At 37.4% G+C, this 25,320-nt stretch carries 27 protein-coding genes; 23 read left to right on the top strand and 4 right to left on the bottom strand.

From position 1 onward, the window contains the following. Positions 1-7 precede the first annotated feature (7 nt). Positions 8-736 (top strand): glycerophosphodiester phosphodiesterase, encoded by a 729-nt coding sequence (locus tag QUF99_RS21900; RefSeq protein WP_289372864.1) that lies wholly within the window; start codon positions 8-10, stop codon positions 734-736. A 47-nt stretch (positions 737-783) separates the two neighbouring features. Here QUF99_RS21900 and QUF99_RS21895 read toward each other — a convergent pair whose 3' ends face one another. Further along, positions 784-1,017, bottom strand: a complete 234-nt coding sequence (locus QUF99_RS21895) for a DUF2627 family protein (protein ID WP_289372863.1) — start codon at positions 1,015-1,017, stop codon at positions 784-786. Between the two features lie 136 nt (positions 1,018-1,153). Here QUF99_RS21895 and QUF99_RS21890 point away from each other — a divergent pair, with 136 nt between their 5' ends. The 19 genes from QUF99_RS21890 (at position 1,154) to QUF99_RS21800 (ending at position 20,352) form a co-directional block, all read left to right on the top strand. After that, positions 1,154-3,226 carry a sigma 54-interacting transcriptional regulator gene (locus QUF99_RS21890; RefSeq protein WP_289372861.1) on the top strand — a complete coding sequence of 691 codons (2,073 nt, stop codon included), beginning with the start codon at positions 1,154-1,156 and terminating at the stop codon, positions 3,224-3,226. Positions 3,227-3,421: 195 nt separating this feature from the next. Then, the gene (yqiS, locus tag QUF99_RS21885; RefSeq protein ID WP_289372858.1) at positions 3,422-4,321 is read left to right on the top strand and encodes a phosphate butyryltransferase; all 900 of its coding nucleotides are present in this window, start codon (positions 3,422-3,424) and stop codon (positions 4,319-4,321) included. A gap of 35 nt (positions 4,322-4,356) precedes the next feature. Further along, entirely contained in the window at positions 4,357-5,457 is a 1,101-nt protein-coding gene (locus tag QUF99_RS21880; RefSeq protein ID WP_289372856.1) for a leucine dehydrogenase, read from the top strand. Positions 5,458-5,544: 87 nt separating this feature from the next. Beyond that, entirely contained in the window at positions 5,545-6,648 is a 1,104-nt protein-coding gene (gene buk / locus QUF99_RS21875) for a butyrate kinase (protein ID WP_289372854.1), read from the top strand. Between the two features lie 4 nt (positions 6,649-6,652). Then, positions 6,653-8,074: a dihydrolipoyl dehydrogenase gene (lpdA, locus tag QUF99_RS21870; RefSeq protein ID WP_289372852.1), complete on the top strand. Its 1,422-nt coding sequence runs from the start codon at positions 6,653-6,655 to the stop codon at positions 8,072-8,074. A 25-nt stretch (positions 8,075-8,099) separates the two neighbouring features. Further along, positions 8,100-9,101 (top strand): 3-methyl-2-oxobutanoate dehydrogenase subunit alpha, encoded by a 1,002-nt coding sequence (gene bfmBAA / locus QUF99_RS21865; RefSeq protein ID WP_289372851.1) that lies wholly within the window; start codon positions 8,100-8,102, stop codon positions 9,099-9,101. Between the two features lie 13 nt (positions 9,102-9,114). Then, complete coding sequence (gene bfmBAB, locus QUF99_RS21860; protein ID WP_289372850.1) at positions 9,115-10,098, top strand: 3-methyl-2-oxobutanoate dehydrogenase subunit beta; 984 nt, start codon at positions 9,115-9,117, stop codon at positions 10,096-10,098. Positions 10,099-10,113: 15 nt separating this feature from the next. After that, complete coding sequence (locus QUF99_RS21855) at positions 10,114-11,430, top strand: dihydrolipoamide acetyltransferase family protein (protein ID WP_289372849.1); 1,317 nt, start codon at positions 10,114-10,116, stop codon at positions 11,428-11,430. A 707-nt stretch (positions 11,431-12,137) separates the two neighbouring features. Beyond that, the gene (locus tag QUF99_RS21850; RefSeq protein WP_289372847.1) at positions 12,138-13,316 is read left to right on the top strand and encodes an FtsW/RodA/SpoVE family cell cycle protein; all 1,179 of its coding nucleotides are present in this window, start codon (positions 12,138-12,140) and stop codon (positions 13,314-13,316) included. 116 nt (positions 13,317-13,432) lie between these two features. After that, positions 13,433-14,137, top strand: coding sequence for a DUF421 domain-containing protein (locus tag QUF99_RS21845; RefSeq protein ID WP_289372845.1), 705 nt, complete (start codon positions 13,433-13,435; stop codon positions 14,135-14,137). A gap of 79 nt (positions 14,138-14,216) precedes the next feature. Beyond that, positions 14,217-14,678: an NUDIX hydrolase gene (locus QUF99_RS21840; RefSeq protein ID WP_289374734.1), complete on the top strand. Its 462-nt coding sequence runs from the start codon at positions 14,217-14,219 to the stop codon at positions 14,676-14,678. Positions 14,679-14,812: 134 nt separating this feature from the next. Beyond that, a complete protein-coding gene (locus QUF99_RS21835) occupies positions 14,813-15,220 on the top strand; it encodes a YjdF family protein (RefSeq protein ID WP_289372844.1) in 408 nt (135 codons plus the stop codon). Between the two features lie 135 nt (positions 15,221-15,355). Then, entirely contained in the window at positions 15,356-15,787 is a 432-nt protein-coding gene (locus QUF99_RS21830; RefSeq protein WP_286125328.1) for a BrxA/BrxB family bacilliredoxin, read from the top strand. Between the two features lie 261 nt (positions 15,788-16,048). Beyond that, on the top strand, positions 16,049-16,828 hold the full coding sequence (locus tag QUF99_RS21825) for a transporter substrate-binding domain-containing protein (protein WP_289372843.1): 780 nt from the start codon (positions 16,049-16,051) through the stop codon (positions 16,826-16,828). Between the two features lie 37 nt (positions 16,829-16,865). Then, positions 16,866-17,525, top strand: a complete 660-nt coding sequence (locus QUF99_RS21820; protein ID WP_289372841.1) for an amino acid ABC transporter permease — start codon at positions 16,866-16,868, stop codon at positions 17,523-17,525. Continuing rightward, positions 17,518-18,240: an amino acid ABC transporter ATP-binding protein gene (locus QUF99_RS21815; protein ID WP_289372839.1), complete on the top strand. Its 723-nt coding sequence runs from the start codon at positions 17,518-17,520 to the stop codon at positions 18,238-18,240. The genes QUF99_RS21820 and QUF99_RS21815 overlap by 8 nt, the downstream gene beginning before the upstream one ends. Positions 18,241-18,343: 103 nt before the next feature. Then, positions 18,344-19,312: an aromatic acid exporter family protein gene (locus QUF99_RS21810; RefSeq protein WP_289372837.1), complete on the top strand. Its 969-nt coding sequence runs from the start codon at positions 18,344-18,346 to the stop codon at positions 19,310-19,312. A 16-nt stretch (positions 19,313-19,328) separates the two neighbouring features. Beyond that, complete coding sequence (locus tag QUF99_RS21805; RefSeq protein ID WP_289372835.1) at positions 19,329-19,904, top strand: L,D-transpeptidase; 576 nt, start codon at positions 19,329-19,331, stop codon at positions 19,902-19,904. A 208-nt stretch (positions 19,905-20,112) separates the two neighbouring features. Continuing rightward, positions 20,113-20,352: a DUF3894 domain-containing protein gene (locus QUF99_RS21800; RefSeq protein WP_289372833.1), complete on the top strand. Its 240-nt coding sequence runs from the start codon at positions 20,113-20,115 to the stop codon at positions 20,350-20,352. 148 nt (positions 20,353-20,500) lie between these two features. Here the strand turns inward: QUF99_RS21800 and prli42 are convergent, their stop codons facing one another. Beyond that, entirely contained in the window at positions 20,501-20,593 is a 93-nt protein-coding gene (prli42, locus tag QUF99_RS21795; RefSeq protein WP_289372832.1) for a stressosome-associated protein Prli42, read from the bottom strand. 427 nt (positions 20,594-21,020) lie between these two features. On the opposite strand from prli42, the gene QUF99_RS21790 reads away from it, so the two are divergent. Together QUF99_RS21790 and QUF99_RS21785 are read left to right on the top strand one after the other, a co-directional pair. Then, positions 21,021-21,566 (top strand): GNAT family N-acetyltransferase, encoded by a 546-nt coding sequence (locus tag QUF99_RS21790; RefSeq protein WP_289374733.1) that lies wholly within the window; start codon positions 21,021-21,023, stop codon positions 21,564-21,566. Between the two features lie 126 nt (positions 21,567-21,692). After that, the gene (locus QUF99_RS21785; RefSeq protein WP_289372831.1) at positions 21,693-22,811 is read left to right on the top strand and encodes a tripeptidase T; all 1,119 of its coding nucleotides are present in this window, start codon (positions 21,693-21,695) and stop codon (positions 22,809-22,811) included. A 63-nt stretch (positions 22,812-22,874) separates the two neighbouring features. Here the strand turns inward: QUF99_RS21785 and QUF99_RS21780 are convergent, their stop codons facing one another. Then, positions 22,875-23,075 (bottom strand): hypothetical protein, encoded by a 201-nt coding sequence (locus QUF99_RS21780; protein ID WP_289372830.1) that lies wholly within the window; start codon positions 23,073-23,075, stop codon positions 22,875-22,877. Positions 23,076-23,237: 162 nt separating this feature from the next. Here QUF99_RS21780 and QUF99_RS21775 point away from each other — a divergent pair, with 162 nt between their 5' ends. Next, entirely contained in the window at positions 23,238-24,476 is a 1,239-nt protein-coding gene (locus tag QUF99_RS21775; protein WP_289372829.1) for a DNA polymerase IV, read from the top strand. A gap of 45 nt (positions 24,477-24,521) precedes the next feature. Here QUF99_RS21775 and QUF99_RS21770 read toward each other — a convergent pair whose 3' ends face one another. Then, entirely contained in the window at positions 24,522-25,046 is a 525-nt protein-coding gene (locus QUF99_RS21770; protein WP_289372828.1) for a YhcN/YlaJ family sporulation lipoprotein, read from the bottom strand. Positions 25,047-25,320 lie beyond the last annotated feature (274 nt).

Genomic DNA, 25,320 nt, shown 5'->3' with positions numbered 1-25,320 from the left:
AGAGAGGATGACTCTTATATTTGCACACCGCGGGGCTGCGGGAACGTATCCAGAGAATACGATGATTTCATTTGAAGCAGCGGAATCGTTTCGAGCAGATGGTATTGAATTAGACGTACAATTTACGAAGGATGGGAAAGTTGTTGTTATCCATGATGAAACGGTCAATCGTACAACGAATGGAAAAGGTGCTGTTCGAAATTATTTATATGAAGATTTACGGAAGTTAGATGCAAGTTATACGTTTTTTGAGAAGGTAGGTTTTTGCCACATTCCTTTATTAGAGGAAGTGCTAGAGTGGCTCGGATCAAATCAATTGTTACTGAATATTGAATTAAAAAATAATAAAATACCATATCGTGGTTTAGAAGAAGAAGTCATTACACTTGTACGAAAGTATGGATTAGAGGAGCGGACGATTTTCTCTTCTTTTAATCATTACAGTATGAAAAAATGTCATATGATGGCTCCCGATATCCAAACAGCGATTTTATATCGGGAAGGTTTACATAGCCCATGGGCATATGCACAAAAAATGGGGGCTAGTGGTATTCATCCTAATTATCGTTATCTTCCTGATGGGATTGCAAAACTGACAATGGATAGTGGTGTGGATGTTAGGCCGTATACAATTAATGATGAAACAGTTATGCGTAAATATTTTGATATGAATATTTCAGCGATTATCACGGATTATCCAGAAACAGCGAGAGCGTTATTACAAATAAAAAAATGAGACCTGCTAATTTGATAGGTCTCATTTTTTTATTTTGACGTTTTGTATTACCTACGAAAACGCGCTTGTACTTTATTGCGTTTTCGATCACGATGTAAAACAAAACCACCAAAGATGAAGAAACCAATTCCGAAGGAGAAAACGCCAATTAAAAATTGTAACCATAATACAGGAATTGGAGATAAAAGAATGCCAAATACAGTATCCCTCATCAATTTAATACCTAGCACTGCTAGTAAAATTGGAATGAGTGCTAATAGAAGAGCGAGGTAACGCTGCATAGAAAACGCTCCTTTTCAGATAATTTCGTATATATCAAATGATGTTATATGTAAAGGGGATTTGTCAAGTGATTGCTGAACGAGTAAGATAAAGGTGTGAAAAATTTTGCAGAGATACTTCGAGGGGAAGGATCGTATGAAACAAAAAGTATTAATTATTGGAGCGGGTGAAGGGGGCAGCACGATTCTTGACCTGCTGCAAAATTCAAATATATTTGAGGTTGTTGGAATTGTTGATATAAATCCAGATGCGAGGGGACTGCAGCTTGCCAAACAGCAGAATATTGCAATTGGGAGCGATTGGGGAGCGTTTCTTACAGAAGATATTGATGTGATTTTTGATATGAGTGGAGATTATCATTTATATAAGGTTCTGTTAGCGAAGAAACAAGAGCATATGCTTCTTATACCAGGAAATGTCGCGAAAATTGTTACGAAGTTGGCCCATGAGAAAGAAAAGTTAATTGAAAAGCTGAAAGAACAAACGCAGCAAGGAAATTTGATTTTAAATTCTACACATGACGGGATGATTGTTATTGATCAAGAAGGGCATGTGCGATTGTTTAATAAGAGTGCAGAACGAATGACAGGTTATAAAAATGAAGAAGTGATAGGGAAATATATTTTAGAAGTGATTCCAACAAGTAAATTACTTCGTATTATGCGAACGAAAAAAACAGAAGTGAATCACGAGTTAACGCTAGATAATGGAAAGAAAATCATTTCAACACGCATTCCAATTTTAAAAGAAGATGGAGAAGTACAAGGGGCATTTGCTATTTTTAAAGATATTACAGAAATTGTTGATTTAGCAGAAGAAGTTACTGATTTAAAAGAAATTCAAACATTGTTAGAAGCGATTATTCATTCGTCTGAGGAAGCAATTTCAGTTGTGGATGAACAAGGAAGAGGGCTCGTCATAAACCCTGCTTATACGAAGTTAACAGGTCTTTCTGAGGAAGATATTATCGGGGAACCGGCAACTACTGATATTGTAGAGGGCGAGAGTATGCATATGAAAGTGCTTCGGACGCGAAGAGCGGTGCGAGGTATACATATGAAAATCGGACAGAAAAAGCGCGATGTAATTGTGAATGTTGCACCGGTCATTGTTGATGGGATATTGAAGGGGAGCGTCGGTGTGATTCGCGATGTATCCGAAATTCAAAAGTTAACACACGAATTAAATCGAGCGAGACAAATTATTCGGACTTTAGAAGCGAAATATGCATTTGATGATATTGTTGGAACATCCGATGAGACGATGGCTGCAATTGAACAAGCGAAGCTCGGGGCAAATACACCGGCAACTGTGCTGCTGCGCGGAGAGTCAGGAACTGGAAAAGAGTTATTTGCACATGCGATTCATAATGGGAGCAATCGGAAATATAATAAATTTGTTCGCGTGAACTGTGCGGCTATTTCGGAATCTTTATTAGAAAGTGAATTGTTTGGTTATGAAGAAGGGGCATTTTCCGGTGCGAGACGAGGCGGTAAACGAGGCTTTTTTGAAGAAGCAAATAACGGTAGTATATTTTTAGATGAAATTGGTGAATTGTCTGCAAGTACACAGGCGAAGCTATTGCGTGTGTTGCAAGAAAAGGAAATTGTAAAAGTTGGAGGAACGAAGGCAATTCCCGTTAATGTTCGGGTCATTGCCGCAACGCATGTGAATTTGGAAAAAGCGATTATAGAAGGTGGATTTCGAGAAGATCTATATTATCGTTTGAATAAAATTCCAATTCAAATCCCGTCTCTTCGGCAGCGGAAAGAAGATATTCCTATTATCTCGGAAAGATTGATTCAAAAAATTAACCAAGACTACGGCCGTAATGTAGAAGGGTTAACAGAATCAGCAATTCAATATTTACAATCGTATGATTGGCCGGGAAATGTACGTGAACTGGAGAATATTTTAGGGCGAGCTATTATTTTTATGAATTATAACGAAATGTATATTGATGTACATCATTTGCCGTCATTGCACAAAGAAGATCAAGTAGATTTGAAAGGAAGTAACCTCCTTCCGATGTTAGAGGAAAAACCTCTGGATGATTTAGTGGCTGAATTTGAGGGGAGTATAATTTGTGAATATTTAGAGAAATTCAATGGGAATAAAACGAAAACAGCACAAGCTTTAGGAATTTCCGTTCGAAACTTATATTATAAGCTAGAAAAATATGACCGTGCAAAAAATAGCATGCAATAAATTGCGTACCGTGCAATTTATTGCATGGTTCAAATAAAACGACAATTAAAGACAGAATATTGTATAAATTTTCAAAGTATTGATTTCACTGTGTTTTGTATGCGTTTTCATAATTGGTATGACCAATATAAAAAGTTGGCACGGTATTTGCTTATTAAATAGACGAGGGACGATGGAAAGGGTTGATTACAAAATATGAAGTTACGAAACCTAATCGATCAAACAGCTGAGCAGCCAAAAAAAACGGTTGCTGTAGCAGTAGCTGAAGATCATGAAGTGATTGAAGCAGTAGCTAAGGCAATACAATTACAGTTAGCTCAATTTCGTCTATATGGGAATCAAGAAACAATTATAAGTATGTTACAAGACCATGGATTACAGCCTTCAGAACATATTGAAGTGATTTCAGCTTCATCAAATGCTGAAGCTGCGGAACTCTCTGTAAAAGCTGTAAGAAGTGGCGAAGCAGATGTACTTATGAAGGGGAACATCCCGACAGCAAGTATTTTAAAGGCAGTATTAAATAAAGAGTGGGGACTTCGTAAGGGCAGTGTGCTATCACATGTTGCGGCGTTTGAAGTTCCGAATTACGATCGCTTTATTTTTGTTACAGATGCAGCCATGAACATTGCACCTGATGTACAACAAAAAGCTGCTATTATACAAAATACTGTGGAAGTTGCCCGGGCAATCGGAATTGAATTGCCGAAAGTGGCTCCGATTGCAGCGGTAGAAGTTATTAATCCAGCAATGCAGGCAACAATTGATGCGGCGATGTTAACACAAATGAATCGCCGTGGCCAGATTAAAGATTGTGTTGTTGATGGACCACTTGCTTTAGATAATGCTGTATCACAAATTGCAGCAGAGCATAAAGGCATAGTAAGTGATGTAGCAGGTAAGGCAGACATTTTACTCGTCCCAACGATTGAAGCTGGAAACGTGCTATATAAATCACTCGTCTATTTTGCAAATGCAAAAGTAGGAGCGATGATTGCAGGCGCGAAGGCACCGATTGTTTTAACATCACGTGCTGATTCAGCGGAAACAAAAGTATACTCATTAGCATTGGCAGTTGCGACTGCTTCTAAATAAACCAAAAAGGGTAAAACAATTAGGGGGAAATGACAATGACATTAGAAATCTTCGAATACTTAGAAAAATATGATTACGAGCAAGTAGTATTTTGTCAAGATAAAGAGTCTGGCTTAAAAGCAATCATTGCAATTCATGACACAACGCTTGGACCAGCTCTTGGTGGAACAAGAATGTGGACATATGATTCTGAAGAAGCGGCGATTGAAGATGCATTGCGTCTTGCAAAAGGGATGACATATAAAAATGCAGCAGCTGGTTTAAATCTAGGTGGTGCAAAAACAGTTATTATCGGTGATCCACGTAAAGATAAAAGTGAAGCAATGTTCCGTGCATTAGGACGTTACATTCAAGGTTTAAATGGACGTTACATTACTGCAGAAGATGTTGGTACAACAGTTGATGATATGGACATTATTCATGAAGAAACTGATTTTGTAACAGGTATTTCGCCTTCATTCGGTTCTTCTGGTAACCCATCTCCAGTAACTGCATATGGTGTTTATCGCGGTATGAAAGCAGCTGCAAAAGAAGCATTTGGTACAGATAGTTTAGAAGGTAAAGTAATTGCTGTTCAAGGTGTAGGTAACGTAGCGTACCACCTATGCAAACATTTACATGCTGAAGGTGCACAATTAATTGTTACAGATATTAATAAAGAAGCGGTACAACGTGCAGTAGAAGAGTTCGGTGCGACTTCTGTTGAACCAAATGAAATTTACGGTGTAGAATGTGACATCTACGCACCATGTGCATTAGGTGCAACAGTAAATGACGAAACAATTCCACAATTAAAAGCAAAAGTAATTGCAGGTTCTGCAAATAACCAATTAAAAGAAAATCATCACGGCGATACAGTTCATGAAATGGGAATCGTATACGCACCAGACTATGTAATTAATGCAGGTGGTGTAATTAATGTAGCGGATGAATTATATGGATACAATAGAGAGCGTGCACTTAAACGCGTTGAATCTATTTACGATACAATTGCAAAAGTAATTGAAATTTCTAAACGTGATGGTGTGCCAACTTATGTGGCAGCAGATCGTCTAGCTGAAGAACGTATTGCAAGCTTAAAAAATACACGTAGCACATACTTACGCAATGGTCACGATATTATTAGCCGTCGCTAATCTTATCTGTACAATTTATACAAAAGCTGTGGTTACCTCTCGTGAGGTTTCCACTGTCTTTTGAATTCAAAGGTGGAGGTATCAACATTGTCCTTAAATCGAATCCTTGTTATTAATCCGGGTAGTACATCCACAAAAATAGGTGTTTTTGATAATGAGAGACCCGTTTTAGAAGAAACAATTCGTCATGATGTAGAGAAAATTGGAAAATATAAACGTATTATTGATCAATATGAATTTCGAAAAGAAACAATTTTAGAAGTTCTGCATTCTCATGGCATTAACATTTCGAAATTGAATGCTGTTTGTGGTCGCGGGGGATTACTTCGTCCGATCGAAGGCGGTACGTATACTGTAAATACAGCAATGTTAGAAGATTTAAAGAATGGGTATAGTGGGCATCATGCTTCAAACCTTGGGGGTATTTTAGCGTATGAAATTGCTTCTGGATTAAACATTCCAGCATTTATTGTCGATCCGGTAGTTGTTGATGAAATGAACCCGATTGCTCGCATTAGCGGGATTGCTGGTATGGAGCGGAAAAGTATTTTTCATGCACTAAATCAAAAAGCAGTCGCGCGTAAAGTTGCGGAAGAGCTAGACCGTAAGTATGAAGATTTGAACCTGTTAATTGCTCATATGGGCGGCGGTATAACAGTGGGTGCTCATAAAAATGGAAAAGTAATCGATGTAAATAATGGTTTAAACGGAGAAGGTCCATTTAGTCCAGAACGTGCGGGTACAGTGCCAGTTGGGCAATTAGTGGAAATGTGTTTCTCTGGCGAGTATTATCGTGATGAAATGATGAAAAAGATTGTTGGACAAGGTGGATTGGTTAGTTTAATCGGTACAAACGATGCAATTAAAGTCGAGAATATGGTTGAGCAAGGTGATCCGGAAGCGACGCTGATTTACAAGGCAATGGCATACCAAGTTGCAAAAGAAATTGGCGGGGCTAGTAGCGTTCTTCATGGAAAAGTAGATGCGATCGTTTTAACGGGAGGACTCGCATATAGTAAGATTCTTGTTGATGAAATAAAAGACCGTGTTCATTGGATTGCAGATGTAATTGTACATCCTGGAGAAGACGAACTACAAGCATTAGCAGAGGGCGCACTTCGTGTTTTACGTGAAGAAGAAGCTCCAAAAGAGTATGTTGTACGAGAAAAAGAAACGGTAGCTAGGGGTTGAGAATATGGCAAAAGAATATGATTTAGTCATCGTTGGCGGCGGTACTGGTGGATATGTTGCTGCTATTCGTGCATCACAACTAGGACTGAAAACAGCACTTGTTGAAAAAGATAATCTAGGTGGTACTTGTCTACACAAGGGGTGTATTCCTAGTAAAGCGTTACTGCGCAGTGCCGAAGTTTTTGCGACTGCAAAAAAAGGGGAAGAGTTTGGCGTTGTAACGAGCAATGTAGAATTGAACTTTGCGAAAGTGCAAGAGCGTAAAGAAAAAATTGTAACGCAGCTTCATAAAGGTGTTCAACATTTAATGAAGCAAGGTAAAATTGATGTGTTTGAAGGTATTGGCCGAATCCTTGGACCTTCTATTTTCTCTCCAATGCCGGGAACAATTTCTGTTGAATTAGCGAGCGGAGAAGAGAATGAAATGTTGATTCCGAAAAATGTTCTCGTTGCAACGGGATCACGCCCAAATTCTTTACCAGGTTTAGAACTTGATGGTGAATATGTAATGTCATCTGATCATGCCCTAAAAATGGAAGCGCTTCCTGATTCTATCATTATTGTTGGTGGTGGCGTAATTGGTATCGAATGGGCATCTATGCTTGCTGATTTCGGTGTAGAAGTCACCGTATTAGAATATGCAAAACATGTTCTGCCACTTGAAGACCAAGATGTTTCAAAAGAGATGCAACGTCTTCTGAAGAAAAAAGGAATTAAAGTTGTTACTAGTGCAAAAGTATTGCCAGAAACGTTGGTAAAAGATAATGGTGTACGAATCCAAGCAGAATTGAATGGTGAAAATAAAGAATTTTCGGCTGAAAAAATGCTTGTATCTGTAGGAAGACAAGCAAACACACAAAATATTGGCTTAGAAAATACAGATATCGTTGTGGAAAAAGGATACATTCAAACAAATGAATTTTATCAAACGAAAGAATCACATATTTATGCTATTGGCGATGTAATTGGTGGCTTACAGCTTGCGCACGTTGCTTCTCATGAAGGCATTGTTGCTGTAGAACATATTGCTGGTAAAGAAGTAACGCCAATTGATTATTCTATGGTATCGAAATGTGTATACAGTAGTCCAGAAGTTGCTTCTGTCGGTTTGACAGAACAAGAAGCTAAAGACAAAGGGTATCAATTAAAAATAGGTAAATTCTCATTCCGGGCAATCGGGAAAGCACTTGTATATGGAGAATCAGATGGATTTGTCAAACTTGTTGTTGATGAAGAAACAAATGACATTCTTGGTGTTCATATGATCGGTCCACATGTAACGGACATGATTTCTGAAGCAGGTCTTGCAAGAGTACTTGATGCAACACCTTGGGAAGTTGCACATACAATTCATCCGCATCCATCATTATCAGAAGCAATTGGTGAAGCTGCATTAGCAGTAGATGGAAAAGCAATACATGCATAAAATGTGGATTTAGGAGGGTGTTAAAATGGCAGAAGTAAAAGAAAAGCGCCATGAAGAGCTTGGCTTAAGCGATGGGCAAGTATTAGAAATGTATCGTACGATGTTGCTTGCACGTAAAATTGACGAACGTATGTGGTTATTAAATCGTGCAGGGAAAATTCCATTCGTAATTTCGTGTCAAGGGCAAGAAGCAGCGCAAGTAGGCGCAGCATTTGCACTGGATCGTGAAAAAGATTATGCATTGCCATATTACCGTGATATGGGTGTTGTACTAGCGTTTGGTATGACGGCAAAAGAGCTTATGTTGTCTGGCTTTGCAAAAGCAGGAGATCCAAACTCTGGTGGTCGTCAAATGCCTGGCCACTTCGGTCAAAAGAAAAACCGTATTGTGACTGGTTCATCACCGGTTACAACGCAAGTACCTCATGCAGTAGGGATTGCATTAGCAGGGAAGATGGAAAAGAAAGATTTAGTAACGTTTGTTACCTTTGGTGAAGGTTCTTCTAACCAAGGTGACTTCCACGAAGGTGCTAACTTTGCTGGTGTGCATAAATTACCTGTTATCTTCATGTGTGAAAATAATAAGTATGCAATTTCTATCCCAGTTGAAAAACAATTAGCATGTAAAAACGTATCAGACCGTGCGATTGGTTACGGTATGCCAGGATACACAGTGGATGGCAATGATCCACTTGAAGTATATAAAGCTGTAAAAGAAGCAGCGGATCGCGGACGTCGCGGAGAAGGCCCGACGTTAATTGAAGCGGTATCATACCGTTTAACGGCTCACTCTAGTGATGATGATGATCGTGTATACCGTGATAAAGAAGAAGTAGAAGAAGCAAAGAAACAAGATTCAATCTTTACATTTGCTGCTTACTTAAAAGAAGTTGGCGTGTTAACAGAGGAGTTTGAAAAACAAATGTTAGATGACATCATGCATATCGTAAACGAAGCAACAGAATATGCAGAAAATGCTCCGTATGCAGCACCTGAAGATGCATTGAAGCACGTATACGCAGAATAGGGGGGAACGTTTCATGGCTGTAATGTCTTATATTGACGCAATTACATTAGCAATGCGCGAGGAAATGGAACGCGATGAGAAAGTATTTGTATTAGGAGAAGATGTTGGTAAAAAAGGTGGCGTATTTAAAGCAACGCACGGCTTATATGATCAGTTTGGTGAAGAGCGTGCGCTTGATACACCGCTTGCAGAATCTGCAATTGCTGGGGTAGCAATCGGTGCAGCAATGTACGGTATGCGCCCAATTGCTGAAATACAGTTTGCTGATTTCATTATGCCAGCAGTAAACCAAATTGTTTCTGAAGCAGCAAAAATTCGTTACCGTTCAAATAATGACTGGACTTGTCCAATCACGATTCGTGCACCATTTGGTGGTGGCGTTCACGGTGCTTTGTATCATTCGCAGTCTGTAGAAGCAATGTTTGCAAACCAACCAGGTTTAAAAATTGTCATTCCTTCTACACCATATGATGCGAAGGGTTTACTAAAAGCAGCAATTCGTGACGAAGATCCGGTATTGTTCTTTGAACATAAACGTGCATACCGCTTAATCAAAGGCGAAGTGCCAGAAGATGATTATGTATTACCAATCGGAAAAGCAGACGTAAAACGTGAAGGTGATGATATTACTGTTATCACGTACGGATTATGTGTTCACTTTGCTCTTCAAGCGGCTGAGAAATTAGCACAAGATGGCATTTCGGCTCACATTCTTGATTTACGTACTGTATATCCATTAGATAAAGAAGCGATTATTGAAGCTGCTTCAAAAACAGGTAAAGTTCTTCTTGTAACAGAAGACAATAAAGAAGGCAGCATCATGAGTGAAGTAGCAGCAATTATTGCAGAAAACTGCTTATTTGACCTTGATGCACCAGTTGCGCGTCTTGCAGGGCCAGACGTTCCAGCAATGCCATATGCACCAACAATGGAAAAATTCTTTATGGTAAATCCAGATAAAGTTGAAAAAGCAATGCGTGAACTTGCGGAATTTTAATCGGGGGGACTATACATGGCTGTAGAAAATATTACAATGCCTCAGCTTGGGGAAAGTGTAACGGAAGGTACAATTAGTAAATGGCTTGTAAATGTTGGCGATCACGTAAATAAATACGATCCGCTTGCAGAAGTAATGACGGATAAAGTTAACGCAGAAGTACCGTCTTCTTTCACCGGAATTGTGAAAGAGTTAGTCGCTGCTGAAGGTGATACACTTGCTGTAGGTGAAATCGTTTGTGTAATCCAAGTAGAGGGCGCAGACGAAGTAGCTGCAACAGCAGTGGAAGAGAAAACAAAAGAGGAACCAAAAGCAGAAGTAGCTTCATCCGAAAAAGCACCAAAAGTGAAGCAACCAACTGATGGGAAACCTCGTTTTTCACCAGCTGTATTAAAACTTGCAGGTGAACATAATATTGATTTAGATTTAGTGGAAGGTACGGGAGCAAATGGCCGTATTACACGTAAAGATATTTTAAAATTAGTGGAGTCTGGAAATATTCCACAAGTAGGTGCTAAGAAAGTGGAAGTTGTTACGCCGGCGTCAACACTACAAGAAGCGCCAAAAACAGCTGCACCAGTAGCTACGAAAACAGAAGCAGCAAAACCAGTATCTGTACCAACAATGCCTGGAGATATTGAAATTCCAGTTACAGGTGTACGTAAAGCAATCGCTGCTAATATGTTGCGTAGTAAACATGAAGCACCACACGCTTGGATGATGATTGAAGTGGATGTAACGAATCTTGTAACATACCGTAATTCAATTAAAGGCGAATTTAAAAAGCGTGAAGGCTTTAACTTAACGTTCTTTGCATTCTTCGTAAAAGCAGTTGCACAAGCATTAAAAGAATATCCACAAATTAATTCGATGTGGGCTGGCGATAAAATCGTTCAGAAGAAAGATATCAACCTTTCTATCGCTGTTGCAACGGAAACGGAATTATTTGTACCGGTTATTAAACAAGCTGATGAGAAAACAATTAAAGGCATCGCTCGTGAAATTACGGAACTTGCAACAAAAGTACGTACAAAATCATTAAAAGCAGATGAAATGCAAGGTGGTACATTCACAATTAATAACACAGGGTCATTTGGTTCTGTTCAGTCTATGGGAATTATTAATCACCCACAAGCAGCTATCTTACAAGTTGAATCTATCGTAAAACGTCCAGTAATTATGGATAACGGTATGTTCGGAGCACGTGATATGGTTAACTTATGCTTATCACTTGATCATCGCGTACTTGACGGCTTGATTTGTGGTAAGTTCTTAGGTCGTGTAAAAGAAATTCTTGAAAATGTATCAGAAAATAATACGTCTGTATATTAATAAAAAGCTCGCGTTTGCGAGCTTTTTATATTCCTCAATTAATCTTCTATAGATGAAATAATCCCTTTTCTTCTTTGTTTAACCATGAAATTCAAAGTTTATTCCGCTATTTGTGGGCGGTAATCCCCCCACCTCAAAGTTCTGCAAGAAGTAAAGAAGTTAGGTGAGAGATAAACTGTCTGTAAAAGCCCGATTCGTGCGGGTTAATGATCAGTGGGGGATGAAGAAACCCTCACTGATCAAAGTTTTATTTTATTTCTCAATGCTAATCTTACAATGAATATCAATGTATGATGAATTTACGAAAATGCATTGCTGCTATCTTGTATATAAAGATACAATAAGTAAAGAATACTTTTTTGGAAAATTTTACTGATGTAACTGTAGGATAATAGCTTGTATTGTATAAGTAAGAAAGTTATTCTATATAAGGATTTTATCCCGCTATTTGCGGGCAGTAATCCTCCTATCTCAAAGCTCTGCAAGAAGCAAAGAAGTTAGGTGAGGGGATAAACTGTCCGTAAAATCCCGATTGGTGAGGGCTAATGATGAGTGGGGGATGAAAAAAACCCCCACTCATCAAAGTTTCACTTTATAGATTGTGTGCATTCACATATCGTTATGTATAATCAGTCGTCAAAACATGAAGGTTGTTGACTCCTGGTTTTTTATTTGTGCTTAACAACGATTCAGGAGGATATCATATCATGAAGAGAAGTACCGAGTTTCTAAAGAGTTTAGATGTGAAGTTAATTTTAATCCTGTGTGTTTTATGTGTAACTAGTTTAGTTGCCATATATAGCAGCCAACAAACAGGGCAGTATGGAACGCAAAACTTTGCTATGAAGCAAGGGGTGAACTATTTAATAGGAATTGTCCTGTTACTGCTCGTTGCGAGTATCGACTTAGATCAAATTCAAAAACTCGCTTGGCCATTTTATATTGTTGGTTTTGCTTCTATTGTAATACTACGTTTATTGCCGGTTTCAAGTTTTACACCTGAAATCTTAGGTGCAAAAAGATGGTATAAATTACCATTTATTGGAGCGGTTCAACCATCTGAGTTTTTTAAAATTGCATTGCTTATTTTAGTTGCTAGTTTAGCAGTGAAGCATAATGCGGCATATGTGGTACGAACATTTAAAACGGATTTATTGTTGGTTGGAAAAATTATTTTAGTATCGATTCCACCTTCACTTTTCGTATATCAGCAGCCTGATACAGGGATGGTTTTCTTATACGCTGCGGCTATTGCATGTATTCTTTTTATGTCAGGTATTCAAAAGAAACTCATTGCAATATGTACAGTGGTTCCATTAACCATTTTGTCTACGTTAATATTTCTATTTCTGCAATATCCAAATATTATTTTTAATAAGTTGATTCCTTTGTTAAAACCGCATCAACAATCACGAATTTTAGGATGGTTAGCACCGTTTGATTATACAGATCAAGGCTATCAAACGCAGCAATCAATTTTAGCGGTTGGTAGTGGAGGAATGGAAGGAAAAGGATTTGGATATGGAAACGTCTATATCCCTGAAAAACATACAGATTTTATTTTCGCTACGATTGCTGAAGAAGGTGGATTTTTAATTGCAGCTTTCATTGTGTTTATGTTTCTTCTGCTTATTTATCGCACAATTCTAATCGGGTATGCAGCAGATGACCTGTTTGGTACATTATTATGTGCGGGAACAATCGGTATTTTAACCCTGCAAATCTTCCAAAATATCGGTATGATTGTTGGGTTAATGCCAGTAAAAGGAATTGCCCTTCCATTTTTATCATATGGAGGAAGTTCCTTGTTCTCTAATATGATGTTAATGGGGCTTATATTATCGGTACGAAAGACATACAAAAAGTATATGTTTTCAGTGAATTAAATCATATTGATAGAGAAAAAAACTGATTCGTTCTTATGCGAATCAGTTTTTTTGTACATAGACAGCCTTCATAATCACAAACTAAAGAAATACAGTGTTTGTGAGGAGTGAGCTTCATGCATATGCATATTTTTGAAGGGACACATCATCTCTCTAATGTAGAGTGGGTAATTCGTGCTGTATTGGCATATATCTTTTTAATTATTATTGCCAAGGCAATGGGACAACGCTCTATTGCCCAGCTTCGTTTTTTAGATGTTGTATTAGTTTTATTGCTAGGTGGAAATATTTCAAATGCACTGTCAGATGAAAAGGTAGGTTTGCTTGGCTCGATGATTACAACATTTGTTCTCGTAGTTCTTCATATCGTAAGCTCCATTTTGATGTTAAAATGGGATCGGTGGAGACGCTTTTTAGAGCCTGCCCCCATTATCCTCATACATAATGGTTCTGTTGATTTTAATAATTTAAAGAAAGCCCGCATTACGGTAGAATATTTGTTTTCAGAGCTGCGTTTACAAAGCATTACTGATGTTCAAACGATAAAATTTGCATTATGGGAAGCAAGTGGAGTTGTTTCCGCATTTCAGTATCCACAATATGAAACAGTTTCTCGGCTAGATATGAAAGTAACTGGAACACAAGCATCTGTTACATTTATTCTTGTGAAGAATGGAAAGATTCAAAAGGATGCTCTAGCCTTATTAGGAAAAACAGAACAATGGGTAAGAGTACAATTGTCAACGAAAGTACCGATTCACTCTATTCAATTAGCAACGATAGATGAGAATGAACAAATCAATATAGTGTTAAAAAAATGAAATATATACGCATTTCTCCATTTTATACATATGATACAATAGTGTGGACAACGAAATACAAAAAGAAGGGTTTGTTTCGATGGGATATGTAGAAGAGTTACGAAAAGTAGTTGGTCATCGCCCTTTAATTTTAGTCGGTGCTGTTGTTCTTGTATTGAACGAAAATGGACATGTGTTATTGCAGCAAAGAACGGAACCGTATGGGAAATGGGGCTTGCTTGGTGGCTTAATGGAACTTGGAGAATCCCCAGAAGAAACAGCGTGTCGGGAAGTGTATGAAGAAGCGGGGATTCATGTAAGAAATTTGAAGCTCATCAATGTATATTCTGGAGCTAACTATTTTATAAAATTAGCAAATGGTGATGAGTTTCAATCTGTCACGACGGCATATTATACAGACGAGTATGAAGGTAAGTTTTCTGTAAATAAAGAGGAGGCTGTCGAGCTGAAATTCTTTCCAATTACAGAGTTACCGAAGTATATTGTAGGATCACATAAAAAAATGATTGAAGCCTATGGAGAAATCGTAAAAAACAAGTAAAATATTATATAATAGTGATAGAAATGCAAAAACACAGTTCCGGTTGGTAGTCCGGACGCATGACTTCATGTCAGTAACCTTCCCCCTCCGGGATGTCCAGTATTTCTGAATCGTTTTTAAAGGAGGGGCTGTTGATGAAATTGACAGTATATCATGATGGTCAGTATTTTGTAGGGATGATTGAGCACGAAGAAAAAGGGAAACTGTATGCAACGCAGTACATGTTTGGTACTGAACCATCTGATGAAGAAATACTTTTGTTTGTAAATGATACGTTATTACCGTACTTTAATCGCTTTGCTAGATGTGGCGTAGACATCAAAGAGAAAAAACGTCCGAAAGGTATAAAGCGTATCATTCGCCAAGCAGCAAAAGAAATGAAAACAACATGTTTTACGAAAGCTCAAGAGGCAATTAGTTTATCGTACGAAGTGCATAAACAAGAAAAACGAGCGCAATCTAAAGAGCAGCGTGAAGCAGAAAAACAGAGAAAACGTTTGATGAAAGTGCAAAAAGCCAAGCAAAAGCATCGCGGACATTAATAAAAACGTCTTAAAGCTTCTGTTCTAGGACGTTTTGTATGCCGACACTAGGGATAATACAAGTAAGTTTACTTGTATTTCTGAAACGGTTACTGGTAAGATACAAATAGATAGATTTGAGGAGGGAAAACATTGATGAACTTTAACTTTTTTATGAATGATGTTGTCCGTCAAGCGCGTGAAGAAATCGTATCCGCTGGCTATACAGAATTAACAACCCCAGAAGCGGTTGATGAATCATTACAGCAAAAAGGTACAACACTTGTGATGGTAAACTCAGTATGCGGTTGTGCAGGTGGAATTGCACGTCCAGCTGCAGCACATTCCGTACATTATGATAAACGACCAGATCATCTTGTAACTGTATTTGCAGGACAAGATAAAGAGGCAACAGCACGTGCACGTGAATATTTTGAGGGGTATCCACCATCCTCGCCGTCTTTCGCGTTATTAAAAGATGGAAAGATCGTAACGATGGTAGAACGCCATGAAATTGAAGGTCATGAGCCGATGCAAGTGATCTCAAAATTACAATCTTACTTTGAAGAGAATTGTGAAGAACTGTAATATAATTATAAAAAAGCGGTACGTACACGTATAAGTGTATGTACCGCTTTTTTTAGTCATAGATTATGAATTTTAACATGCATAAAAATATATTTTTATGCACATTTTTATACAAGAAATACATATTGAATGGTGTTAATTAGGATTTTTTAATTTATTTTTATTTTAAATGTTGCATAAAAATAAAAAGACTGCTACAATACAAACATCGAATAAAAATTCTATAAAACTTTTAAATATACATTATTAGGGGGAAGAAACATGAAGAAGGTATTATCAATTTCATTTGCACTTATTTTAATTATAAGTATGTTTAGTGCTTGTAGTAAGGGAGAAACAAAGGAAGCGAATACAAATAAAAAAGTACTTGTGATGGGGACTTCAGCAGATTATAAACCATATGAATATGTAGAAGCTTCAAAAAGTGATGCAATCATCGGCTTTGATGTTGATATTGCAAAGTATATTGGGAAAGAACTTGGTTATGAAATAAAAATAAAAGATATGGATTTTGGAGGATTGTTAGCATCTCTTAGCTCGGGAAAAGTTGATTTCGTTATGGCAGGAATGACCCCAAATCCAAAACGTAAGGAAAATGCGGATTTTACAGATATTTATTTTGTTGCTAAAAACATGATCGTTTCGAAAAAGGATTCTGGTATTAAATCATTACAAGATTTAAAAGATAAAAAAGTAGGAGTACAAACAGGTTCTATTCAAGAAGAAAAAGCAAAGGACTTCAAAAAACAAGTAAACTTCCAGGCGGAGGGGCGTGACCGTATACCAGAAATCGTACAAGAAATTCAGGCTGGACGTTTTGACGCTGCTATTTTAGAAGATACAGTTGCTAAAAATTATTTAGATAAAATGAAAGATTTAGAAGGAATTGAAATCAAGGAAGCTCCAGAAGAAGTAGGAGCAGCAATTGCCCTTCCGAAAAATAGTGATAAAACAGCAGAATTTAATAAAGTAATTAAGAAAATGCAAGAGAATGGTGAAATGGATAAATTAGTGAAGAAATGGTTTGGCAGCGGAAAGTAAGCTGCCTTTCTATTTTCTGTGAGAGGAATGACAAAAGATGAACTTAGACTTTTCAGCAATTACTCCGTCGATACCATATATATTAAAAGGCTTAGAGGTAACACTAAAAATTGTAGCTGTATCTGCTTTGATTGGCTTTGTATTAGGGACGTTATTAGCGCTTTGTAAAATTGCTAGAATACGAGTTTTAAACATTGCTGCTGATATATACACATCGATATTTCGTGGTACACCGCTCGTTTTGCAATTAATGATTATTTATTTCGGTGTTCCGCAAATGGTTGGGTATGATATACCAGCTTTTCTAGCAGCGGTGCTCGCATTTAGTTTAAACTCAGGTGCATATATGTCAGAAGTAATCCGTGCAGGTATTCAAGCGGTTGATAAAGGACAGACAGAAGCTGCGATGGCACTAGGTATTCCATATGGAAAAATGATGCGGAATATTATTTTACCACAAGCATTAAAAAATATATTACCAGCGCTTGTGAATGAATTTGCAACACTTACGAAAGAATCGGCTGTAGTGACAGTAATTGGTGCGACAGACTTAATGCGCCGTGCATATATTGTAGGCGGTGAAACATTTAAGTATCTTGAACCGTTACTATTTGTCGGACTTGTTTACTATATTCTAGTAATTATTCTTACAGTTGTCGGGAAAGCAATTGAAGGGAGAATGAAAAAAAGTGATTAAAATAGAAAACCTTCATAAATCATTTGGACAAAACGAAGTATTAAAAGGAATTACAACAACGATCAAAAAAGGTGAGGTTGTCGCTATTGTTGGCCCATCTGGATCAGGGAAATCAACATTTTTACGTTGTATGAATGTATTAGAAACACCGACAAGTGGTCAAATTTGGATTCATGATGAAGAAGTAACAAATCCAAAAACAAATATTATGAATGTACGTCAACATGTTGGGATGGTGTTTCAACACTTTCATTTATTTCCTCATATGACTGTATTAGAAAATATCATGTATGCACCAGTAAACGTAAAAGGGGTAGCGAAGCAAGACGTGGAGAAAAAGGCAAAGGAACTTCTTGAAAAAGTAGGGTTACTGGATAAAAAGGATGCGTATCCAAATCGTCTTTCAGGTGGGCAAAAACAGCGTGTAGCGATTGCTAGAGCACTTGCGATGGAACCAGAAGTGATGTTATTTGATGAACCAACGTCTGCACTTGACCCAGAAATGGTGAAAGAAGTGCTAGAGGTAATGAAATCGTTAGTGACAACGGGCATGACGATGGCAATTGTCACACACGAAATGGGATTTGCGAAAGAAGTGGCAGATCGTGTACTCTTCTTAGATGGTGGAAAGCTCGTTGAAGATGCAAACCCAGAGCAGTTTTTTACAGCACCAGAAAGCAAGCGGGCGCAAGAATTTTTACAAAAAATATTGTAGCATGTAAAAGTTACGTGAATAATAGGAGGAAAAGGATGACAGTCTGTCATCCTTTTCTTTATACTTATTGTAAGAATAAGTTTGTACATATGGGAGAAATTACATGTTTAAAATCGGATATCGCACAGTGAAAACAGCAGTTGGAACAGGTGTCGCAGTTTTTATCGCTCAGCTTTTAGGGTTAGAATTTTATAGCTCTGCTGGGATTCTTGTTATTTTGTGTGTACAAAATACGAAGCGAAAATCGCTTCAAGCATCATTGCACCGATTTTTAGCCTGTTTATTATCGATGGCTTTTTCATTTTGTATTTTTGAAACAATCGGTTATACGCCGCTCGCCATTAGTTTGTTACTTCTTACATTTATCCCAACAGCTGTCATGTTTAAAATTCAAGAAGGTATCGTTACAAGTTCAGTTATTGTGATGCATTTGTATTCGTTAAAGCATATTACATGGTCGGCTATCGGGAATGAAATTGCGATTTTAACAATTGGAATTAGTGTGGCGTTGTTAGTGAATCTCTACATGCCAAGTGCTGAAAAGAAATTAAGAGGGTATCAGAAAAAAGTAGAATCTAATTTTAAAACCATTTTATTTGAGATGGCAGTATATTTGCGAAATCGTGATAGTACTTGGAGTGGGAAAGAATTAATTGAAACAGAGGAAATGTTGAAAGAGGCAAAAGAATTATCTTTTAAAAAACTTGAGAATCAATTTATGCGTGAAGATGACTACTATTATCGATATTTTGATATGCGTATGCAACAATTTGAAATTTTAGAACGAATCATGCCACTTGCGGCGTCCTTATCATGGTCATATGAGCAAGCTGGTATGATTGCAGAAGTGATTGAAAATGTCGGGAACTCTATTCGTCCCGAAAGTACAGGTTTAATCTCGCTTAGACAATTACAAGAGATGAGAGAGATTTTTCGGGAAATGCCACTTCCGGAGACACGTGAAGAATTTGAAATGCGGGCGAAGCTTGTTCAACTTGTTTATGAGATGGAACAATATTTACTCATTAAAAGTCGGTTTAAAGGGAAGAATAACGTAAAAGAACTTATATAGAAGGTAGGAATGGACTATGTCGTATCTTCTGTCCTTACTCTTATGTATTTCTCTTTCGCCGATTTGGCCCCTTGGCGATAACCCGCGTGCTGGGGATCCGTTTCTTATTGTGAATAAGCAAACGAATAAGCTTGCTTATATTGATGATGGGAAAATTCAAAAAGTTTTTCCTGTGGCAACAGGAAAAACAAATGATTTAACACCTGAAGGTACGTTCGATATCATCTTGAAAGCGAAAGACCCCTATTATATTGCTAAAAATATTCCTGGTGGTTCACCAAAAAATCCTCTTGGTTCAAGGTGGATGGGATTCAATGCACGTGGTACAGACGGTAGTAAATATGGCATTCACGGTACAAATCAGCCAAGTTCAATTGGAAAATACATTTCACAAGGCTGTATTCGCATGCAGAAACAAGATGTAGAATATTTATTTGATCGTATTCCAATTGGAACAAAAGTATCGATTGTAAAATCGAAAAAATCATTTCAACAACTTGCAAAAGAAAAAGGGGCAATTGCTTATGAAAGGGTTAACAATACAAGTTGGCTTTTTCTTTCTCTTTTAGTACCTGTTCAAAAAGGAGGATAAAGAGAGCCGAGTAGTTCGAGGTGCGGAAGCCAGGAGGATACGGAGTGTAGATTGAACTACATGAGTACCGGAGTGGCGACGTAACGAAGAAATAGGGCAGCTATCGTTACCGGACTTTTTGAACAGCTTCTTTAACTTGTCTTGACATGTGTACATATACATGCGTTAATGAAGTTATACATAGATGATGTAAAAAGGAGCTGCTTGTATGTATTTGAATCCAAGGCTTTCTTATATGCAATTTTTCATCGGCTTTCTATTCATTGTAACTTTCATATTGGCAACCTTTCATATATGTTCTTTTCTCTTGTCCATCGCATTCATTGCACTTCTTAATTTTACTTTTGTAATAGGAGCTTTTCAGCAAAAGTATTACACTAGTTTTGTCATGGCACTTGCAATGGGATTTTCTTTTAGTATTGTAGCTCTTGTACTCCTAATTAAATAAAACATCTATCAATGGAAAAGCTCCACTGATCATGTAGGAACATAATCGTGTTTTAATAGGCCATTTATTCTCTATCTAGGGGGATAAATGGCCTATTCGTATTTCAATATGTATGAAAAGTAAAAAAAGGACGAATGGCATCGCCCTTTTACCAAAACATACTTGCGCCAGCAAGTAATGTTGTTACAAGCATGGAAATTAACATAACGTAAATCATAACTTTTTGAGTTTTTTTGTTCATCATGGGCCTCCTCACGAATCTTTCTTATCTATTGTATCGAGAAATGGAAATGTGGACAAGGGCATAGATGAGACAAAATTCGAGAAGGGTCTCTAACATTCAACAGGAAAATTCGGAATAAAGAGAGAATATAAAAAGGTATGAGTGAAGTAAAGGGGATATAACTTGATTGAGAAAACGGTTTAAATCATATGATCTTTTCCTTTTATCCCACTATTCGCGGACAGTAATACCCCACCTCAAAGTTCAGCAAAAAGCACAGAAGTTAGATGGGGGATAAACTGCCCGTAAAAGCCCGATTGGTGAGGGCTAATAATCAGTGGGGGATGAAGAACCCCCACTGATTAAAGTTTCACTTTATGTTACATGTAACATCGTGAGTAGTGCCCTCTTATAAAAGTTTTACAAGATGAAGAATGGAGATACGATGATGAAAATATACGAAACAGAACGTTTACAATTGAGAGAGATCGATGAGTCGTATACAGAACAAGTTCTTCAATATTACGACAAAAATCGCGAGTTTTTAAAAGCGTGGGAAGAATACCGACCAGATGATTTTTTTACAATGGATTATCAAAAGAAACGATTGCAAAAAGATAGAAAAGAGTTTATAGAAGGGAAAATTATTCGATTATGGATTTTTAAAAAAGGCGATGATACGAATATCATTGGTTGTATTTCTTTCAATTTAATTGTGCGTGGGATTTATCAGTCTTGCGTTCTTAGTTATAAATTAGACAAAGAGGAATTGAATAAAGGGTATACGACAGAAGCGCTTAGAAAAGCAATTGATGTCGCTTTTCAAGAATTTCAGTTACATCGTATAGAAGCGCCGATTATGCCTCGTAATTTAGCGTCGATACAAGTCGTAACGAAGATTGGTTTTCAATATGAAGGTGTATCACGAAAAATGCTAATGGTGAATGGGGTTTGGGAAGACCATATGCGCTGGGTGCTTTTAAATGAGTAGAAGAAAACAGAAGGTTATCTAGATGGATGAACCATCTGTTTTTTGTCTTGTCTTTCGAAACTTTTGCGAAATTCTGTTATAATTAACATTGTTACATACATAACGCAGTGCAGGAGGCGCATTCTTATGATTAATCAAGAACGTTTAGTAAATGAATTTATGGAGCTGGTGCAAGTAGATTCCGAAACGAAATATGAAGCGGAAATTTGTAAAGTGTTAACAGAGAAATTTACTGCTTTAGGTGTTGAAGTATTTGAAGATGACACAATGGGTGTGACTGGACATGGTGCTGGTAACTTAATTTGTACTCTACCAGCAACGAAAGAAGGAGTAGATACAATCTATTTCACTTCTCATATGGATACAGTAGTTCCTGGTAAAGGAATTAAGCCTTCTATTAAAGATGGTTATATCGTATCAGATGGTACTACAATTTTAGGATCAGATGATAAAGCTGGATTAGCATCTATGTTTGAAGCAATCCGCGTTTTAACAGAAAAAAATATTCCTCATGGAAAAATTGAATTTATTATTACAGTTGGTGAAGAATCTGGTCTTGTTGGTGCAAAAGCATTAGACCGTGAACGTATTACAGCGAAATATGGCTATGCTTTAGATAGCAATGGAAAAGTTGGCGAAATCGTAGTTGCAGCACCAACACAAGCAAAAGTGAATGCAATTATTCGTGGGAAAACAGCTCATGCTGGTGTAGCACCAGAAAAAGGTGTATCCGCAATTACAATTGCAGCAAAAGCAATTGCAAAAATGCCACTTGGTCGTATTGATTCTGAAACAACTGCAAATATTGGTCGCTTCGAAGGTGGCACACAAACAAATATCGTTTGTGACCATGTAACAATCTTTGCAGAAGCGCGTTCTTTAGTAGATGAAAAAATGCAAGAGCAAGTTCGCAAAATGAAAGATGCATTTGAAACGACTGCAAAAGAAATGGGCGGTCAAGCAGATGTCGAAGTAAAAGTAATGTACCCAGGATTTAAATTTGCTGATGGCGATCATGTTGTAGAAGTGGCAAAACGTGCTGCTGAAAAAATTGGTCGTACACCTTCCCTTCACCAAAGTGGTGGTGGAAGTGATGCGAACGTAATTGCAGGCCATGGTATTCCAACGGTAAACTTAGCAGTTGGTTATGAAGAAATTCATACAACCAATGAAAAAATTCCTGTTGAAGAATTAGCAAAAACAGCTGAATTGGTTATTGCGATTATTGAAGAAGTAGCGAAGTAATTGCATTATATAGGAAAAAGAGCGTGTAGGCCATAAAAGGCTTATACGCTCTTTTTTTATTGATCACTTTGATTCAATAGCTTTGACTAAACGAATCAACCAGTATAAAAAGATCCACGGGAGTATATACAGCGTTGAAATCTTTAATAAGTAAGGGAGAAGCGCAAACGAATTAATATTGAATATTGGAAGTAGCAAATAGTTAATAGCAATTATTAATATAATGACTAAGAATGTATAATTGAGTTTACTATAGCTTTTCATGTCTTTCTTTTTTTACATAATTATCCATTGTTGATTAAAGTATATAAAAAAATATAGTTGGAAAGAACATATTTTTTTAATGGTTAAAAAGCTTCACTGTTTTCGTAAAAAATTTTTGGTATAATAGGATTGAGAACAAATGTTCTCGAGGGGGTGAGTTAAATGCGGGAAATGTATCCAAAAAACGGTCGTGTAATTTTACATGTCGATATGAATTGTTTTTATGCATCAGTAGAAATCGCACATGATGAGTCGTTAAAAGGAAAACCGTTAGCCATTGCAGGAGATGAAAAAGAGCGGAAAGGGATTATTGTGACGTGCAGTTATGAGGCAAGGGAAAAGGGTGTACGTGCAACGATGCCGATTTGGGAAGCGAAGCGATTATGTCCTGAATTAGTTGTAAAGCACCCTAACTTTGAATTGTACCGCGAAGCATCATTTGCGATGTTTCAAATTCTTTCCCGGTTTACTGAAAAGATACAGCCTGTTTCAATAGATGAGGGTTATTTAGACATAACAGACTGTTATGGACTAGGTTCACCTCTTGAGATTGCTCAGATGATTCAACAAACGTTATTAACCGAATTACAGCTTCCGTGCAGCATTGGAATTGCTCCTAATCTTTTTCTCGCAAAGACTGCCTCAGATATGAAAAAACCACTTGGTATTACAGTACTTCGTAAGCGTGATGTTTCTGAATTACTTTGGCCACTCCCAGTTGAGGCAATGCATGGAATTGGTAAGAAAACGGCTGAAAAATTAAAAGAAATTCATATAGATACCATTGGCCATTTAGCCAATGGTAAAGAGCATGTGATTCGTTCTAAAATTGGAAATCATGGCGTTGATTTACAAAAGCGTGCAAAAGGTATTGATAATCGAGAAGTGGACCCGAATCAAATGGGTCAATATAAAACAATTGGAAATTCAACGACATTTTCAAAAGATATGGATGAAGAGAAAGCATTGCTTGATATGCTAGAACGATTAGCTCAATCTGTTAGTAAACGGCTACAAAAACGTGCGCTCGTAACATATAACATACAAATTATGATCAAATATTATGATCGACGCGCAGTTACGCGAAGTAAACAATTAAAAAATGCAATTTGGGAAGAGTGTGATATTTTTCAGGCCGCTTCGCGATTGTGGAAGAAACATTGGGATGGTGATCCGATTCGGTTACTAGGTGTTACTGCTGCTGAATTAGAGTGGAAAACAGAATCGATCAAGCAACTAGATTTATTTTCATTTGAAGAAGACGCGAAAGAAGAACCGTTGTTAGCTGTCATTGATCAAATTAATCATAAATATGGAACACCTATGGTCCAGCGAGGAAGTCAATTATTTCGTAAACAAGAAAAGTCTTTTCAACAGCAATTGGAAAATAAATTTATGTAGCAAAATCCCCACTCCAAAGCGTTTTGCGGTGAAGTGGGGAAAGTTTTAGCGAGCGTTAGGAAATACTCTTCGAACGGCTTCCGAAAATTCTTCAAATAAACCTGTTACTGGTTTGTCGTTTTCAATTTTTCTTGTATAGTCTCTCATTCGATCTACAAAATCAGGGTTTGATGATACAAATACATTGCGAATATCTGGGTCTGTAGCTCTTACTTGATCAGCAATTTTGTTCTCTAATTGCTTTGTGATGTCGCCCTTTACTCCATCGCGCAAAACGACTGCAACATAGGCATTTTTGTTTGTGACAATTACATTTGCCCGTTCGACTTCCGGTAATTCAACAATCCGATCAGCGGCCTTATTTGCTACGTGTAGACGTGTTTCATTATTATTGACACCATCTGTATCATTTCTAACCCTTTGAAGATCATTGTTGTTGCCTTCATATCTAACATTTCGCACTTCGTTTTTTCCACGATTATCCAGTGCCTTATTTTTTTGATTTCCTGCACATCCAAATAGTGAAATAATTGCCAAAGAAACGATCGTAAAAATCTTTAACGTTTTCAATGATAACCCTCCTTTATGATACTACGTTCTTAAAATGACCAGTTGTATATTTATTATGCATAGGAATGATAAAGTGAAACTTTAATCAGTGGAGGGTTACTGATTATTAGCCCTCACCAGTCGGGCTTTTACGAGCAGTTTATCCCGCACCTAACTTCTTTGCTTTTTGCTGAATTTTGAGGTGGGGATATTACTGCCCCAGAATAGCGGGATAAAAGAAGAGTTAACGGATTGATATATTCATGAGAACGTAAAAAGGTATCGAAAGTCGATA

The organism is Bacillus sp. DX4.1 (assembly GCF_030348195.1).
Lineage (GTDB): Bacteria > Bacillota > Bacilli > Bacillales > Bacillaceae_G > Bacillus_A.
The sequence above is the reverse complement of the archived record's forward strand: the minus strand, read 5'-3'. Positions and strand labels throughout refer to the sequence as shown.

Excerpts from the sequence above, each read along its gene's own strand:
- QUF99_RS21900 (WP_289372864.1), top strand. The coding sequence starts at position 8 with ATGACTCTTATATTTGCACACCGCGGGGCTGCGGGAACGTATCCAGAG.
- QUF99_RS21895 (WP_289372863.1), bottom strand. The coding sequence starts at position 1,017 with ATGCAGCGTTACCTCGCTCTTCTATTAGCACTCATTCCAATTTTACTA.
- QUF99_RS21890 (WP_289372861.1), top strand. The coding sequence starts at position 1,154 with ATGAAACAAAAAGTATTAATTATTGGAGCGGGTGAAGGGGGCAGCACG.
- yqiS (WP_289372858.1), top strand. The coding sequence starts at position 3,422 with ATGAAGTTACGAAACCTAATCGATCAAACAGCTGAGCAGCCAAAAAAA.
- QUF99_RS21880 (WP_289372856.1), top strand. The coding sequence starts at position 4,357 with ATGACATTAGAAATCTTCGAATACTTAGAAAAATATGATTACGAGCAA.
- lpdA (WP_289372852.1), top strand. The coding sequence starts at position 6,653 with ATGGCAAAAGAATATGATTTAGTCATCGTTGGCGGCGGTACTGGTGGA.
- bfmBAA (WP_289372851.1), top strand. The coding sequence starts at position 8,100 with ATGGCAGAAGTAAAAGAAAAGCGCCATGAAGAGCTTGGCTTAAGCGAT.
- bfmBAB (WP_289372850.1), top strand. The coding sequence starts at position 9,115 with ATGGCTGTAATGTCTTATATTGACGCAATTACATTAGCAATGCGCGAG.
- QUF99_RS21855 (WP_289372849.1), top strand. The coding sequence starts at position 10,114 with ATGGCTGTAGAAAATATTACAATGCCTCAGCTTGGGGAAAGTGTAACG.
- QUF99_RS21850 (WP_289372847.1), top strand. The coding sequence starts at position 12,138 with ATGAAGAGAAGTACCGAGTTTCTAAAGAGTTTAGATGTGAAGTTAATT.
- QUF99_RS21845 (WP_289372845.1), top strand. The coding sequence starts at position 13,433 with ATGCATATGCATATTTTTGAAGGGACACATCATCTCTCTAATGTAGAG.
- QUF99_RS21840 (WP_289374734.1), top strand. The coding sequence starts at position 14,217 with ATGGGATATGTAGAAGAGTTACGAAAAGTAGTTGGTCATCGCCCTTTA.
- QUF99_RS21835 (WP_289372844.1), top strand. The coding sequence starts at position 14,813 with ATGAAATTGACAGTATATCATGATGGTCAGTATTTTGTAGGGATGATT.
- QUF99_RS21830 (WP_286125328.1), top strand. The coding sequence starts at position 15,356 with ATGAACTTTAACTTTTTTATGAATGATGTTGTCCGTCAAGCGCGTGAA.
- QUF99_RS21825 (WP_289372843.1), top strand. The coding sequence starts at position 16,049 with ATGAAGAAGGTATTATCAATTTCATTTGCACTTATTTTAATTATAAGT.
- QUF99_RS21820 (WP_289372841.1), top strand. The coding sequence starts at position 16,866 with ATGAACTTAGACTTTTCAGCAATTACTCCGTCGATACCATATATATTA.
- QUF99_RS21810 (WP_289372837.1), top strand. The coding sequence starts at position 18,344 with ATGTTTAAAATCGGATATCGCACAGTGAAAACAGCAGTTGGAACAGGT.
- QUF99_RS21805 (WP_289372835.1), top strand. The coding sequence starts at position 19,329 with ATGTCGTATCTTCTGTCCTTACTCTTATGTATTTCTCTTTCGCCGATT.
- QUF99_RS21800 (WP_289372833.1), top strand. The coding sequence starts at position 20,113 with ATGTATTTGAATCCAAGGCTTTCTTATATGCAATTTTTCATCGGCTTT.
- prli42 (WP_289372832.1), bottom strand. The coding sequence starts at position 20,593 with ATGAACAAAAAAACTCAAAAAGTTATGATTTACGTTATGTTAATTTCC.
- QUF99_RS21790 (WP_289374733.1), top strand. The coding sequence starts at position 21,021 with ATGATGAAAATATACGAAACAGAACGTTTACAATTGAGAGAGATCGAT.
- QUF99_RS21785 (WP_289372831.1), top strand. The coding sequence starts at position 21,693 with ATGATTAATCAAGAACGTTTAGTAAATGAATTTATGGAGCTGGTGCAA.
- QUF99_RS21780 (WP_289372830.1), bottom strand. The coding sequence starts at position 23,075 with ATGAAAAGCTATAGTAAACTCAATTATACATTCTTAGTCATTATATTA.
- QUF99_RS21775 (WP_289372829.1), top strand. The coding sequence starts at position 23,238 with ATGCGGGAAATGTATCCAAAAAACGGTCGTGTAATTTTACATGTCGAT.